The organism is Streptomyces sp. NPDC057307 (genome assembly GCF_042667665.1).
In the GTDB taxonomy this organism is placed as follows: domain Bacteria; phylum Actinomycetota; class Actinomycetes; order Streptomycetales; family Streptomycetaceae; genus Streptomyces.
Genome location: NZ_JBHUZM010000006.1, coordinates 116,246 through 129,965, shown reverse-complemented (window position 1 = coordinate 129,965; position 13,720 = coordinate 116,246). Strand labels below are relative to the sequence as shown.

Annotated in this window: 12 protein-coding genes and 1 pseudogene; 5 read left to right on the top strand and 8 right to left on the bottom strand. The window is 71.9% G+C overall.

The genetic code is table 11. From position 1 onward, the window contains the following. Window positions 1–18 precede the first annotated feature (18 nt). The 3 genes and pseudogenes from ACFUN8_RS04430 to ACFUN8_RS04420 all read right to left on the bottom strand — a co-directional run. Entirely contained in the window at window positions 19–1,314 is a 1,296-nt protein-coding gene (locus ACFUN8_RS04430; RefSeq protein WP_383631229.1) for a M16 family metallopeptidase, read from the bottom strand. Next, the gene (locus tag ACFUN8_RS04425; protein ID WP_383631255.1) at window positions 1,311–2,309 is read right to left on the bottom strand and encodes a M16 family metallopeptidase; all 999 of its coding nucleotides are present in this window, start codon (window positions 2,307–2,309) and stop codon (window positions 1,311–1,313) included. The genes ACFUN8_RS04430 and ACFUN8_RS04425 overlap by 4 nt, the downstream gene beginning before the upstream one ends. Continuing rightward, window positions 2,310–2,708: pseudogene (locus ACFUN8_RS04420) on the bottom strand (M16 family metallopeptidase); the annotation flags it as partial. A gap of 195 nt (window positions 2,709–2,903) precedes the next feature. On the opposite strand from ACFUN8_RS04420, the gene ACFUN8_RS04415 reads away from it, so the two are divergent. The 3 genes from ACFUN8_RS04415 to ACFUN8_RS04405 all read left to right on the top strand — a co-directional run bounded on the left by ACFUN8_RS04415 (window position 2,904) and on the right by ACFUN8_RS04405 (window position 3,617). Next, complete coding sequence (locus ACFUN8_RS04415; protein WP_383631225.1) at window positions 2,904–3,086, top strand: LxmA leader domain family RiPP; 183 nt, start codon at window positions 2,904–2,906, stop codon at window positions 3,084–3,086. A 90-nt stretch (window positions 3,087–3,176) separates the two neighbouring features. After that, window positions 3,177–3,359, top strand: coding sequence for an LxmA leader domain family RiPP (locus tag ACFUN8_RS04410; RefSeq protein ID WP_382563488.1), 183 nt, complete (start codon window positions 3,177–3,179; stop codon window positions 3,357–3,359). Window positions 3,360–3,434: 75 nt separating this feature from the next. After that, window positions 3,435–3,617 (top strand): LxmA leader domain family RiPP, encoded by a 183-nt coding sequence (locus ACFUN8_RS04405; protein ID WP_382563487.1) that lies wholly within the window; start codon window positions 3,435–3,437, stop codon window positions 3,615–3,617. Window positions 3,618–3,731: 114 nt separating this feature from the next. Here the strand turns inward: ACFUN8_RS04405 and ACFUN8_RS04400 are convergent, their stop codons facing one another. Together ACFUN8_RS04400 and ACFUN8_RS04395 are read right to left on the bottom strand one after the other, a co-directional pair. Next, a complete protein-coding gene (locus ACFUN8_RS04400; RefSeq protein ID WP_383631221.1) occupies window positions 3,732–4,202 on the bottom strand; it encodes a hypothetical protein in 471 nt (156 codons plus the stop codon). Then, a complete protein-coding gene (locus ACFUN8_RS04395; protein WP_031231541.1) occupies window positions 4,199–4,471 on the bottom strand; it encodes a helix-turn-helix transcriptional regulator in 273 nt (90 codons plus the stop codon). Before ACFUN8_RS04395 ends, ACFUN8_RS04400 begins: the two co-directional genes overlap by 4 nt. 137 nt (window positions 4,472–4,608) lie before the next feature. Between ACFUN8_RS04395 and ACFUN8_RS04390 the strand changes: the two genes are divergently transcribed. After that, entirely contained in the window at window positions 4,609–5,607 is a 999-nt protein-coding gene (locus tag ACFUN8_RS04390) for an LLM class flavin-dependent oxidoreductase (RefSeq protein ID WP_383631218.1), read from the top strand. Further along, window positions 5,600–6,748: a hypothetical protein gene (locus ACFUN8_RS04385; RefSeq protein WP_383631215.1), complete on the top strand. Its 1,149-nt coding sequence runs from the start codon at window positions 5,600–5,602 to the stop codon at window positions 6,746–6,748. Before ACFUN8_RS04390 ends, ACFUN8_RS04385 begins: the two co-directional genes overlap by 8 nt. 24 nt (window positions 6,749–6,772) lie before the next feature. On the opposite strand, the gene ACFUN8_RS04380 is transcribed toward ACFUN8_RS04385, so the two are convergent. The 3 genes from ACFUN8_RS04380 to speB all read right to left on the bottom strand — a co-directional run bounded on the left by ACFUN8_RS04380 (window position 6,773) and on the right by speB (window position 13,641). Next, a complete protein-coding gene (locus tag ACFUN8_RS04380; RefSeq protein WP_383631252.1) occupies window positions 6,773–10,588 on the bottom strand; it encodes an ABC transporter ATP-binding protein in 3,816 nt (1,271 codons plus the stop codon). Window positions 10,589–10,933: 345 nt separating this feature from the next. Further along, a complete protein-coding gene (locus ACFUN8_RS04375) occupies window positions 10,934–12,622 on the bottom strand; it encodes a thiamine pyrophosphate-binding protein (RefSeq protein WP_383631212.1) in 1,689 nt (562 codons plus the stop codon). Next, window positions 12,619–13,641 carry an agmatinase gene (speB, locus tag ACFUN8_RS04370; RefSeq protein ID WP_383631209.1) on the bottom strand — a complete coding sequence of 341 codons (1,023 nt, stop codon included), beginning with the start codon at window positions 13,639–13,641 and terminating at the stop codon, window positions 12,619–12,621. Before speB ends, ACFUN8_RS04375 begins: the two co-directional genes overlap by 4 nt. Window positions 13,642–13,720 lie beyond the last annotated feature (79 nt).

Genomic DNA, 13,720 nt, shown 5'->3' with positions numbered 1-13,720 from the left:
CGCCGGCCCCTCTCAGGCTCAGAAGTCGAGTTCGGCCGAATCGTCGCGCCGCAGCGACGCGACCGCCGACCCGTCGGCGAGTACCACGCCCGTGAAAGCCCCGGGCCGGAAGAAGCGCCGGGCCGCCTCCGTGACCGCCTCGTACGGCACGCCGTCCAGCAACGGCCCCCATCCGTGCAGCCAGTTCGCCCCGACCCCGATGTGCAGCAGATTCGACAGGCCGGAGGCAAGGGAAGCCGGGGAGGACATCGCCGTGGCGATGGAGCCGATCGCGTAGCTCCTGGCCGCGTCGACCTCCCCCTCCGACGGCGGTTCGGCCGCCATCCGCTCCAGCTCGCCCCGGATCACCCCGAGCGCCGCCACCGTGTGCTCGGCGGCGGTGTCGGCCTCGACCATCAGCGTGGACGCGCCCGGTACGGACTCCATGCCGGAGCCGAGCTGGTACGCGTACCCCTTCTCCTCGCGCAGGTGCGCCACCAGCCGGGAGGCGAACGACCCGCCGAAGACCAACTGGGCCAGATGCAGGGCCGGATAGCCCGGATCCGTACGCGGCAGCGCCGGGGTCGCCAGCCGGATCATGCTCTGCACGGCGCCCGGCCGGTCCACCCACAGCGGCGGTCCGCCCACGAACGGTGGCGGCGACCGGGGTACGTCGTCGGCCGCCCCGGCCTGCCACGCCCCGAACACATCGGTGACCGCCGCGAGAGCCTCCTCGGGGCGCAGATCGCCGACCAGGACGAGCACCGCGCCGGTGGCTCCCAGATGCCGCGCGTGCAGCTCGGCGAGGTCCTCCGGCGTGCAGGCGGCGGCCAGTTGAGGGGCCGGCTGGAGGCGCGCGGCGACCTCGTCGCCGTACCGCCGACGCAGCAGCGCCTGCTGGGCGACGGCGGCCGGCTGGTGGGAGGACAGCTCGATACGGCGGGCCAGCCTGGCCCGTTCGGGGGCGACGACGTCCTCCGTCAGCCGGGGCCCGAGCACCGTCTCGGCCAACAGGGCCAGTACGGCGGGCAGGGAGCCGGCCAGGGTGTGGCCGGTGACGCTGAACCTGCGGGCGTCGGCTCCGGCGCCGAGCGTGGCACCGTGCGTGGCGAGGGCCGTGTCGAAGGCATCGGCGTCACGGCGCGCGGTGCCTTGCAGCAGGATCCCGGCCAGCAGTTGGCGCAGCGCGACCTCGCCCGGTCCGGTGGCGGCGTAGGGGACGGTGAGCCGGATCTCGACGAGGGGGACGACGGGGGCCGAACAGAGCACCACCCGCAGCCCGTTGGGGAGGGTGGTGTCGAGGTCGGGCAGCGGCAGCCGCGCGTCGCCGGTCATGCCGCGGCCTTTCCACGGCGGCCGGTCGCGGTCGCCTTCGCGGTCGCGGCATCGGCATCCGTCGCGGGCTCGGTCGCGGCATCCCTCGCGCCCGCGCCCGCGGCCGTTGCCGTGTTCGCGCGCGGTACGAAATCCACGACCGCCCGGTGCGAGGCGCGCAGCCGGGCGGCGGCCCGGCTCACCTGTTCGCCGGTCACCCCGGTCCGTATCAGCTCGGGCAGCCGTTCGGTCAACTCGGCCTCGCCGAAAAGCATTTCGCGCGCTCCGAGGAGCTGGGCCCGGGTGCCCGGGTCGCCCAGTTCGCGCAGCGCCCCGGACGCCCAGCGGGCGGTGGTGGCGCGCAACAGCCCGGCGTCGATCTCGTTCTCGGCCAGTGTCGTCAGCACGGTGTCCAGCGCGTCCGTGACCCGCCCGGCGTCCCCGTCTCCCCCGCTTCCGTACACCGCGAACAGCGTCAGCAGATCGGGCCCCGTCGTGTCCAGCGGCAGCCCGAACAGCCCGCAGCCCACCGACAGGCTCGACACCCCGGTCGGCGCCGCCGGCCCCCGGCGCAGCAACGCGTGTCTGCCCTGCCCCAGCAGCGCGGCCAGGACGAGGTGCGCGAGATAGTCGGCGCGCTCGGTCACAGGGTCCGGCATCCGGTAGCCGACCGCCACCGCGGGCAGTCCCGCGTGCGGGTCGGTGACCGACAGCCGCGTCTCCGCCCGTGGCTCCGGCTCGGGGCCGTCGGGCGCCGCCACCGTGGGACGCCCCGGCAGGGGCCCGAAGTGCCGTCGTACGAGGCGTTCCGCCGTGTCCGGGTCGAACGCGCCGGTCAGCGTCACGAGGGCATTTCCGGGACCGTAGTGGTCGATGAAAAAACGCTCGCACAGCGGGATGTCAAGGGCGGCCAGATCGACGGTCTCGCCGTATCCGTCCCGCGCGTTTTCGGCGCGGCTGTGCAGGGCGCGCGGCAGGACCCAGGGAAAAGCGCCGTACGGACGATTGCGCACCATGAGACGTATCTCTTCGTCAATCACCGCGGTCTGGGTGCGTAGATTCTGCGGGGAAATACGCGGTGAACGCATTCGGTCGGCTTCAAGACCGAGCAGCATTTCCAACGCCGTTGCGGGAGCCGCGGCGTAATAAACCGTCAGGTCCTGTCTGGTCTTGGCGTCCCCGAGGCCGCCGGCGCGCTGTACCTGGGGCAGGTATCCGCCGGGTGGGCCGCCATGGCCACCCTGGACCATGAGATGTTCGAAGAGATGGGCAAGACCTGTGTGCCCCTTGGGCTCGGTCCGGAAACCCACTCCGTAGTGCACGGCGACACCGATTGACGCGCCGGTCGGATTGGGTGCGAGCAGCACCCGCAGACCGTTGTCCAATACCAGGCGGCGCAGTTGATTTCGGGTCATCCCGGCGAGCATAGACGGGGTCAACTACGGGCTCAACGGGGCCCGTTGACCGAAAGCGGCCAGTGTCCGAAAGCGGTCAACTCCATTGCCAGCGCGGCACCGGTGGCGGAATGGTGCTGGCACAGCCGGAGAGCGTGATTCCCCAATTGCCGATCCGGTCACCGTTCATTCTCGCTATCGTCCAAGGGAGTTGCCATGAACACTCAGTCCCTGATCAGCGGCTACGCCAGCTACGCCGACGCCGAGGAGCTCGTTCCCGCGGTGGACGCCCCGGGCGGCACCATCACCGTCACGGTGACCTCGTCGCAGGCGTGCATCTCCGCCGCGTCCGCCATCTCGGCGGTGTCGATCGACAACACGTTCGACCACTCCTGCTGAACCGCGTCAACGCGTAACGGCAGCGCCGTGTCATCCAGCGATCGCCGAACCGTGCACGCGTCCGATCTCGTTCCGTCTTAGGGAGCCGCTATGAACACCCAGTCCCTGATCAGCGGTTACACCAGTTACGCCGAGGCAGAAGAGATCGTCCCCGCGGCGGAGGCACCGGGCCTCATCATCACCACCGTCACGACCTCGTCGCAGGCGTGCATCTCCGCGATCTCCGCCGTCTCAGCCGTGTCGATCGACAACACCTTCGACCACTCCTGCTGAACCGGCGACGCTCGGCGGCAATCGCCGATCCGATCACCGTTCATCCGAATCGCTCGAATCGCTCTAGGAGTCGCAATGAACACCCAGTCCCTGATCAGCGGTTACACCAGCTACGCCGACGCCGACGAGATCGTCCCCGCGGTGGAGGCGCCCGGCGCCACCATCACCGTCACGGTCACCTCGTCGGCCGCGTGCATCTCCGCCGCGTCCGCCATCTCGGCCGTGTCGATCGACAACACGTTCGACCACTCCTGCTGAACCGCGTGACCCGCTGAGCAAAACGCACGACGCAGAACGCACGACGCACGACGCGAACAGGGCGGGTGCCCACCGCCGCAATCGGTGGGCACCCGCCTCACCGTGTTACCCGTCCTACTCGTCCCGGAAGCTCTCGCTGTCCTCGCCGTCCATACCGGACAGCCCCAGGAGGATCGACGGCAGCGCGGCGGCGGTCAGCATCAGCGTGGTGAGCAGCGCGGGAATCCGCTCGATCACATCGGGCTCGTTCTGGAAGGCGACCATGACCAGTACGACCGCCATGCCGGCGCCGACCGCGCACTGGTATCCGATGAACGCGACGCGGTTGCGTACGACTTGTTCGCGCTCGTCCAGTCCGGCCACGGGCCGTTCGCCCAGGCCGCGGGTCATCGAGCGCAGCATGCCCCACAGCATCAGCCAGACGACGAAGGCCACGAGCCACCAGGAGTCGGAGAAGGCGTTGCCGTCCGAGATCTGGGACAGCACCACCATCACCACGCTGAGCGCGCCGAGCGCGATCGCCATCGGCCGCAGGGGACCCCGGGCCACCGTCGTCGTCTCGTCGGAACCTTGTTGCGGCGTCACGAGCGTTCCTCCTTGTTGTACAGCTGGGCGGAGAGCGGGACGAAGGGCTTACGACTGAAGATCGCCTCGACCGGAAGCCCGAACACGTCGCTGAGCCGGAACGCCAGATCGAGACTCGGGAAGTAGTCACCCCGTTCGATGGCGCCGATCGTCTGCGGGTGGACCTCCACCGAGTTGGCGAGCGCGACCCGGCTGAGGCCGCGCTCCGCGCGCAGGACTCTCAACTGGTTGTAGATCGGCGATCCCTCGCGATGACTCACTGGGCTCATACCGAGAAAGATAATGGAAACACAACATTCCGTCAAGGAACCACAACAGATACAGTGAGCAACAGGCACAGCGACAGCCAGAACAACAGCAACAACCAGAGCAACAGCGACAGCTATCAGGGAAGGTGTGCTGCCTCGTGACCACCGACGCCTCCGACCGGTCCACGCTGCCGAGCATCCTCGTACCGAGCATGCCGGACACCACCGAGACCGTCCGTCCCTACGCCGAGCTGGTGCGCGACGGCGACGCACGCCGCGTATGGATGGGCCAGTCGCTCAAGGTGGAGACGCACCAGGTGTTCGCGCATCTGGCCGGCGCCGGGGTACGCGTCCCGGTCGGCACCAGCGTGACCCTGATGCCGCTGCGCCACCCGTACGAGGCGGCCCTCCAGGCCCGTTCGCTGGCCCTGACGACGGGTCACCCGGTGGTGGCCGGCTACGGCGTCGGCGCGCCCGCCTTCGTACGGAGCCTGAACGGGCGGCCGTACGACAGCCCCCGCACGATGGCCGCCGAGTATCTGCGTACGGTCCGCTCCCTGCTCGACGGCGAGATCGTCGACCACGACGGCGACTACCACGCGCTGCGCGGACGCCTGATGCCGATGGAACACCCGCGCGTCGAGGTCGGGGTGGGCGTGCTGCGCCCCAACATGGCGCGCACCGCGGGCGGTGTCGCCGATGTCGCCATCACCTGGATGACCCCGCCCGGCTATGTCGCCGAGACCCTGATACCCGCCCTGGACGAGGGCGCCAAGGGCCGGGACTCCCGGTGCCGGGTCGCGACCGTCGTCCATGTCGCCGTCGACCGCCCGAAGCGCGATCCGTACGTCCTCGCGCACACCGCCGCCGCCGGGCACCTCTCCGCCGACCACTACACGGACATGCTGCGCCGGGCCGGAGTCGCGGCCGACCCCGCGGACCCGCGGGCCGGCGCCGTCTCCCTCGTGGACAGCGGGACGTACGTGTACGGCTCCGCCGACCACATCGCGGGCGTGCTCGGCGAGTACAAGGACGCCGGAGTGGACGAGGTGATCCTCAACTGCGGTGGCGTCCTCTTCACGGAGGGCGAGGCCGCCGCGCTCAAGGACGCGCGGGAGATCGTCGAAGCGGTCCGCCGGCGGGCCGGCCATGGCTGATCGGGCCGACGCCCCGGCGGTCCCCGCGGCGGTACGGCCCGCGGGGGCCGCCGGATCGGTGACCGTACGCGAGTACGGCACCCGGTACCTGCGCATCAGCGTGCGGTACCACGGCGACGCCCGGTTCAGCTGGCTGCGCGTCCCCGGGCCGGCCCACGACCGGCCGCAGGCGCCTCCCTCGCCCGCGGCCGGCGTGGCGCTGCGCCGCGTGGACGCCGCCATCGCGCGTGACGGCATCGCCCGCGCCGGCAGCACGGGTGACGGCAGTGCGCCTGGAGGCATCGCCCGCGCCGGCTCCGGTGCGCGGCTCGCCCTCGGTGAGTGGGACGCGGTGTCCGAGGAGGGCGGCGTGGTGTACCGCGTGCCCGGCGCCGTCTCCGTCGCCCGGCTGCTGCCCTCCGGTGACGAGACCGCCTACCGGCTCTCCGTACAGGCGTTGGCGGACGTGGGCCGGACACTGCGGCAACTGCACGACGTGCCATGGGAGTTCGGGGAGCCCGTACCGCCGCACCACGGCGTCGGGCGGCTCCTGGACTGGATCTCCGGGGCCGCTCCCGAGGGGAATCCCGACGGGGACGGCGCCCGGCTGCGCGCCCTGGCCCACGACCGGCTCGGCCCGCGCCTGTGGACCCGGCTGACCGACTGGGCCGTGGCCGCCCACGAACCACCCGGCAGGGGAGGAGCGGTCCTGCTGCACGGTGCGCCGAGCACCGGCTGGCTGGTCCCCTCCCCTGCCGGTGACAGCGTTCTGCTCACCGGCGAGGAGATCACCGGCGGCGACCCCGCGCTCGACCTCGGCTGGATCCTCGGCGAACTGCACGAGCTGCGTTCCGCCGCCACGCGCGGTCTCGGCGCCGCCGGCCGGGGCCCGTCCGTGGACTATCCGGCCGCGGCCCGCGCGCTGCTGGCCGGCTACCTCCGTACAGAGGGCGGCCCGGACGACAGCGATCCTGATGACGGCAGCCCTGAGGACACCGCCGCAGCGCTGCCGCCCGGCACCGCACGCGCCGCCACCCTCCGACTCGCCATCCATATGCGGGACTTCGCGTCCTTCGTCGGCTGGCACGAGGACCTGCGCCGGTACGCCGACCTGCTGGCCGAGACCCTCGACGCGGACGGCGCCCCCACGCTCCGGTGGTAGGACGCCGCCCTCACGCCGCCACCCTCACGCCCCCGCGACGGTGGCGCGCTCCTCCTCCGGCTCCCCCTCGGTCCCGCTCCCGCTCCCGGCGCCGGCCTCGGCCTCACCGATGAAGCTGCGCCACAGCCGCGCGTACGAGCCGCCCAGCGCGAGCAGTTCCCCGTGCGTACCGTCCTCCACGACCCGGCCGTGGTCCATCACGACCACCCGGTCCGCGCGCGCGGCCGTCGTCAGCCGGTGGGCGACGACCAGCGTCGTCCGCCGCCCCGACAGCCGGTCCGTCGCCTGGTTGACCAGCCCTTCGGAGGCGAGGTCGAGCGCGGCGGTCGCCTCGTCGAGGAGCAGTACGTCCGGGTCGACCAGCTCCGCGCGGGCCAGGGCGATCAACTGCCGCTGACCGGCGGAGAGGTTACGGCCGCGCTCGGCGACCTCGTGCAGATACCCGCCGTCCAGCGTGGCGATCATCTCGTGCGCGCCGACCGCGCGGGCCGCCGCCTCCACCTCCGCGTCGGTGGCCCCCGGCCGCCCGTAGGCGATGGCGTCGCGCACCGTACCGGCGAAGAGATACGCCTCCTGCGGTACGACGCCGAGCCGGTGCCGGTACGCGGTCATGTCCAGGTCGCGCAGGTCGGTGCCGTCCGCCGTCACGCGCCCGGACGTCGGGTCGTAGAAGCGGGCGACGAGCTTGACGAGCGTGGACTTGCCCGCGCCCGTCTCGCCGACGAAGGCGACCGTCTGACCGGCCGGTATACGGAGGTTGATGCCCATGAGGGCGGTCTCCGCCTGGACCGGGGCCTTGCTCAGGACGACGGCCTCGTCCGGATCACCCGCGCCGCCGCCCTCCGCCAGGCCGCCCTCCAGCGTGCCGTACGCGAAGTGCACGTCCTCGAAGGCGATCTCGCCGCGCAGCGACGGCACGTCGATCGGCTTCGTCGCCTGCTCCGTGGACGTCGGCTCACGCAGCAGCTCCTGGATGCGCCCCAGCGAGACCGTGGCCTGCTGGTAGCCGTCGAAGACCTGTGACAGCTGCTGCACGGGCGCGAAGAACAGCTCGATGTAGAGGAGGTACGCGACAAGCGCGCCGGTCGTCAGTGTGCCCGCCTCCACCCGGCCCGCGCCGACGATCAGTACGGCGGCCGCGGCGACCGAGGACAGCAGTTGGACGAAGGGGAAGTAGATGGAGATCAGCCACTGGCCGCGAACCCGCGCCTGCCGGTAGTGGTCGCTGCGGCCCGCGAACCGCGCCGCGCCGTCCTTCTCACGGCCGAACGCCTGGACGATGCGCAGCCCGGACACGGACTCCTGCAGGTCGGCGTTGACGACGCTGATCCGTTCACGCGCCAGCTCGTACGCCTTGACGCTCTTGCGCCGGAAGAAGACGGTGCCGACGATCAGCACGGGCAGCGTCGCGAAGACGACCAGTGCCAACTGCACATCGATGACGAGCAGGACGACGAGGATGCCGAAGAAGGTGACGACGGAGACGAAGGCAGTGACGAGCCCGGTCTGCAGGAAGGTCGACAGGGCGTCGACGTCCGTCGTCATACGGGTCATGATGCGGCCGGTCAACTCGCGCTCGTAGTAGTCGAGTCCGAGCCGCTGGAGCTGCGCGAAGATCTTCAGGCGCAGTGAGTACAGGACACGTTCACCGGTGCGGCCGGTCATCCGCGTCTCGCCGATCTGGGCGATCCACTGGACCGATACGACGAGCAGGCCGAGCAGGGACGCGGCCCACACCGCGCCGAGCGCGAGCTGTCCGACGCCTTCGTCGATGCCGTGCCTGATCAGGACGGGCAGCAGCAGGCCCATTCCGGCGTCGACGGCGACCAGCGCGAGGCTGGCCGCCAGGGGCAGTCCGAAGCCGCGCAGCAGCCGGCGCAGCCCGTACGACGACTCGGAGCCGACGGCGCGGGCCTCGTCGATCGACGGGACGTCGGTGGCCGGTGGCAACGCCTCGACCTGTGCGAGGAGTTCGGGGGTCGCGCCGGGCGCGGCGGACTCCTCGGTGGGCGCCTCCTCGCGTTCCCACAGGGCCGGTGTGATGCCGCGTTCCGCGTCGAACTCGGCGTCCAGCTCCTCCTGGACGGTGCGGTCGTCCTCCGCCGCCGTGCCGACGACGACGGCGGGGACGTGGCCCGGGGAGACGCCGCCCAGCTCGTCCGGGTCGGTGAGCAGCCGGCGGTAGAGGGCGGAGCGTTCCTGGAGTTCGTCGTGGGTGCCGATGTCGGCGAGCCGGCCGTCGTCGAGCACGGCGATGCGGTCGGCGAGGCCGAGGGTGGAGCGGCGGTGGGCGATGAGCAGTGTCGTACGGCCGGCCATCACCGAGCGCAGCGCCTCGTGGATCTCGTGTTCGACGCGGGCGTCGACGGCGGACGTGGCGTCGTCCAGGAGCAGCAGGCGGGGGTCGGTGAGGATGGCGCGGGCCAGGGCGATGCGCTGGCGCTGGCCGCCGGAGAGGGTGAGGCCCTGTTCGCCGACGGTGGTGTCGTAGCCGGCGGGCAGGTCGGCGATGAAGCGGTCGGCCTGGGCGGCGCGGACGGCGCGTTCGATCTCCTCGTCGGTGGCGTCGGGTTTGCCGTAGGCGATGTTGGCGCGGACGGTGTCGGAGAAGAGGAAGCTGTCCTCGGGGACGAGCCCGATGGCGGCGCGCAGGGAGTCGAGGGTCAGTTCGCGTACGTCGTGGCCGCCGACGAGGACGGCGCCGTGCGTGACGTCGTAGAAGCGCGGCAGGAGCAGCGACACGGTGGACTTGCCGCTGCCGGAGGAGCCGACGACGGCGACGGTCTCGCCGGGGCGGATCTCCAGCGAGAAGCCGTCCAGGACGGTGCGGCCGTCCGCGTACGAGAACGTCACGTCGTCGAACTCGACCGATGCCTCGACGTCCGCCGGGAGGTCCTTCGTGCCGTCCTGGATCGACGGTTCGGTGTCGACGAGTTCGAGGACCCGCTCGACGCCGGCGCGGGCCTGCTGGCCGACGGTCAGGACCATGGCGAGCATCCGGACGGGGCCGACGAGCTGTGCGAGGTAGGTGGAGAAGGCGACGAACGTGCCGAGGGTGATCTGGCCGCGGGTGGCGAGCCAGCCGCCGAGGGCGAGCATCGCGACCTGTCCGAAGGCCGGTACGGCCTGGAGGGCGGGTGTGTAGCGGGAGTTGAGCTTGATCGTACGCAGCCGGCCCGCGAACAGCTTGCGGCCGGCGGCGCGCAGTTTGCCGGTCTCCTGGTCCTCCTGGCCGAAGCCCTTGACGACGCGTACGCCGGAGACGGATCCGTCGACGACTCCCGCGACGGTGGCGGCCTGCGACTGGGCGTACCAGGTGGCGGGGTGCAGCCGGGTGCGGCTGCGGCGGGCGATGTACCAGAGGGCGGGGGCGACGGCGAGGGCGACAAGGGTCAGGGGCAGGGACAGCCACGCCATGATCACGAGGGAGATGACGAAGAGCAGGACGTTGCCGATGGTCATCGGCAGCATGAAGAGCAGGCCCTGGATGAGCTGGAGGTCGCTGGTGGCGCGGCCGATGACCTGTCCGGTGGACAGTTCGTCCTGGCGGCGGCCGTCGAGCTTGGCGATGGTGCCGTACATCTCTGTACGGAGGTCGTGCTGGACGTCCAGGGCGAGGCGTCCGCCGTAGTAGCGGCGGATGTAGGTCATGGCGTAGATGACGACGGCCGCGACTATGAGGAGGCCGGTCCAGACGGCGATGGACCGGGTGCCGGTGCCGATGACGTCGTCGATGACGACCTTGGTGATCAGCGGGACGAGGGCCATGACGGCCATGCCGGCGAGGGACGAGCCGAGGGCGAGGATCACGTTGCGCTTGTAGCGCCAGGCGTAGCCGATGAGACGCCGGGCCCAGCCGGCGTCCCGGCCGCTCGCCTCGCGCCGGCCCGGCTGGTCCGGCCGGTCCCGCTGCTCCGAGTGCTCCGGGTGCTCCCGCCGGTCCGGCTGGTCCTGCCGGTCCGGTCCCTTGCTCTCCGGGGCTGTCCGCTCCGCCGCCACTGTCGCCGCCCTCCGTTGCCCTGCCGCTTGTCGGTACGCGGGCGTCCCCCGTGGACCCCCTGCCGGAAGGCATCAACGCGCCCACGTGCGGATTTCATCCCGCTGCAACAAATACCCGTCGCTGGTCGCGGTCGCCCGTCGCGAGACCTAGGACTGATGACCGAGTGGGCCGGCGGGGTCAGGGGCTTACGTCAGGTGCGTGGGGGCGAACAGCTTCAGGAGCGCCGGAAGCACCACCACGGACGGGCCGGGGGCCGCCAGGGCCTTCGACAGGTCCGCGTGCAGCGACTCGGGGTTCGTACGGACCGCCGGCACCCCGAAGGACTCGGCGAGCGCGACGAAGTCCGGGCGGGCCAGCTCTGTGCCGGTGGTCTCGCCGAAGGCGTCCGTCATGTACTCGCGCAGGATCCCGTAGCCGCCGTCGTCCACGATCAGCCAGGTGACGGGGAGGTCGTACTGCCGGGCCGTGGCCAGCTCGGCGATCGAGTACATCGCGCCGCCGTCGCCGGAGACCGCGAGGACGGGCTTCGTACGGTCGGCCGCCGCCGCGCCCAGGGCCGCCGGGAAGCCGTAGCCGAGACCGCCGGCGCCCTGGCCGGAGTGCATCGGTCCGGGCCAGGCGGACCAGGCCCAGTAGGCGAGGATCGTCATGTCCCAGAAGCTGGGCGAGGTGGCGGGCAGCGCTTCTCGTACGGAGGCGAGCACCCGCTGCTCCAGCTCCAGGTCCTGGGCGTCGATCCGCGTCCGTACCTTCGCCAGCACCGTACGGACCGCGTCCCGCGCGGACTCGGTGGCGGCCGGGGCGTCGCGTCCGGTCACCGACTCCAGCAGCGCGGACAGCGCCTCCCGCGCGTCGGCGTGGATGCCGAGCGCCGGGAGGTTGGACTCCAGCTTGCCGAGGTCGGCCTCGATCTGGATCACCCGGCCGCGCGGTCGGAACGTGTAGTAGTTGGAGGACAGTTCGCCGAGTCCGGAGCCGACGACCAGCACGACGTCGGCGTCCTCCAGGAAGTCGGTGGTGTGCCGGTCCTCCAGCCAGGACTGGAGCGACAGCGGGTGCTCCCAGGGGAACGCGCCCTTCCCGCCGAAGGTGGTGACGACGGGCGCGGCCAGCTTCTCGGCGAGGGCCCGCAGCTTGCCCGCGGCGTCCGCCCGTACGACTCCGCCGCCCGCGATGATCACGGGCCGCTCCGCGTGCGACAGGGCGTGCGCGGCGACGGCGATCAGCTCGGGGCGCGGCAGCAGCTCGCGCGGGGTGGCGTCGACGGCGGTGACGAGCGGCAGCGTCGTCTCCTTGAGGAGGACGTCCTGCGGGATCTCGACCCAGACGGGTCCGTGCGGCGCGGTGAGCGCGGACTCCCAGGCCGCGGCGATCGCGGACGGGATCTGGGAGGGCGTACGGACGAGGTGGACGGACTTGACGATGTCGCGGAACGACGCCTGCTGGTCGCGCAGTTCGTGGAGATAGCCGTGCCGGCCGCCGCCGAGGCCCGCCGACGGGATCTGGCTGGAGATCGCGAGCACGGGCGAGGACGCGGCTGCGGCCTCCTGGAGCGCGGCCAGCGAGGTCAGCGCGCCCGGCCCGGTGGACAGCAGCAGGGGCGCGACCTCGCCGGTGACGCGGCCGTAGGCGTCGGCGGCGAATCCGGCGTTGTTCTCGACGCGCAGCCCGATGTAGTCCAGGTCGGAGCGGCGCAGCGCGTCGAACATGCCGAGCGCGTGCTGGCCGGGCAGGCCGAAGACGGTGGTGGCGCCGAGCCCGTGGAGCGTCTCGACCACGAGGTCACCGCCGTTGCGCCCGGCGGGCGGGTTCAGGGCGCGCGCGGTCTGCTCGGGGGTGTACCGGGGGATCTCGTGGTGGTGGTCGTGTGTCACTTCGCGCGGTCCTCCGCGATCTGGCGGGACATGATCGTGGTCAGTTCGTACGCCGTGTGGGAGGCGGCGACGGAGGTGATCTCGGCGTGGTCGTACGCCGGGGCGACCTCGACCACGTCGGCGGAGACGAGGTGGCAGGAGGCCAGTCCCCGGAGGATTTCGAGGAGTTCGCGCGAGGTGAGCCCGCCGGCCTCGGGGGTGCCGGTGCCGGGCGCGTGGGCCGGGTCGAGGACGTCGATGTCGATGGAGATGTACAGCGGGCGGTCCCCGATGCGCTGCCGCAGCTGGTCGGCGACCTCGTCGACGCCGCGCCGCATGACGTCGGCGGACGTGACGATGCCGAAGCCCATCCGGTGGTCGTCGTCCAGGTCCTTCTTGCCGTAGAGCGGCCCGCGGGTGCCGACGTGCGACAGCGCCTCCGTGTCGAGGATGCCTTCCTCGACGGCCCGGCGGAACGGGGTGCCGTGGGTGTACTCGGCGCCGAAGTACGTGTCCCAGGTGTCCAGGTGGGCGTCGAAGTGGAGCAGCGCGACGGGGCCGTGCCTCTTGGCGACCGAGCGCAGCAGGGGCAGCGCGATCGTGTGGTCGCCGCCGAGGGTCATCAGGCGGGCGCCGGTGGAGAGCAGGTCGTCGGCCGCCGCCTCGATCGTGTCGACGGCCTCGTTGATGTTGAACGGGTTGGCGGCGATGTCACCGGCGTCGGCGACCTGCGCGAGCGCGAACGGCGACGCGTCCTGGGCGGGGTTGTACGGGCGCAGCAGCCGGGACGCCTCGCGGATCGCGTTGCCGCCGAAGCGGGCGCCGGGCCGGTAGGACACCCCGCTGTCGAAGGGCACCCCGACGACGGCGACGTCGGCGGCCCCGACCTCGTCCAGCCGGGGCAGGCGGGCGAAGGTGGCGGGTCCCGCGTACCGGGGCACGCGGGAGGAGTCGACGGGCCCGCGTGGGCCGTTCTCCGGGCTTTCCCGGCGGGTGCCGGTGCCGTCGCCGGTGGTGTCGGGTCCTGCTGCGCTGCTCATGCCTGTGGAGCCCTCTCGTGGTGCGTGTACGTGTCCAGCATGCCCCTGGCCACTGACAATGGGTGCGGCGCCCTCCCGC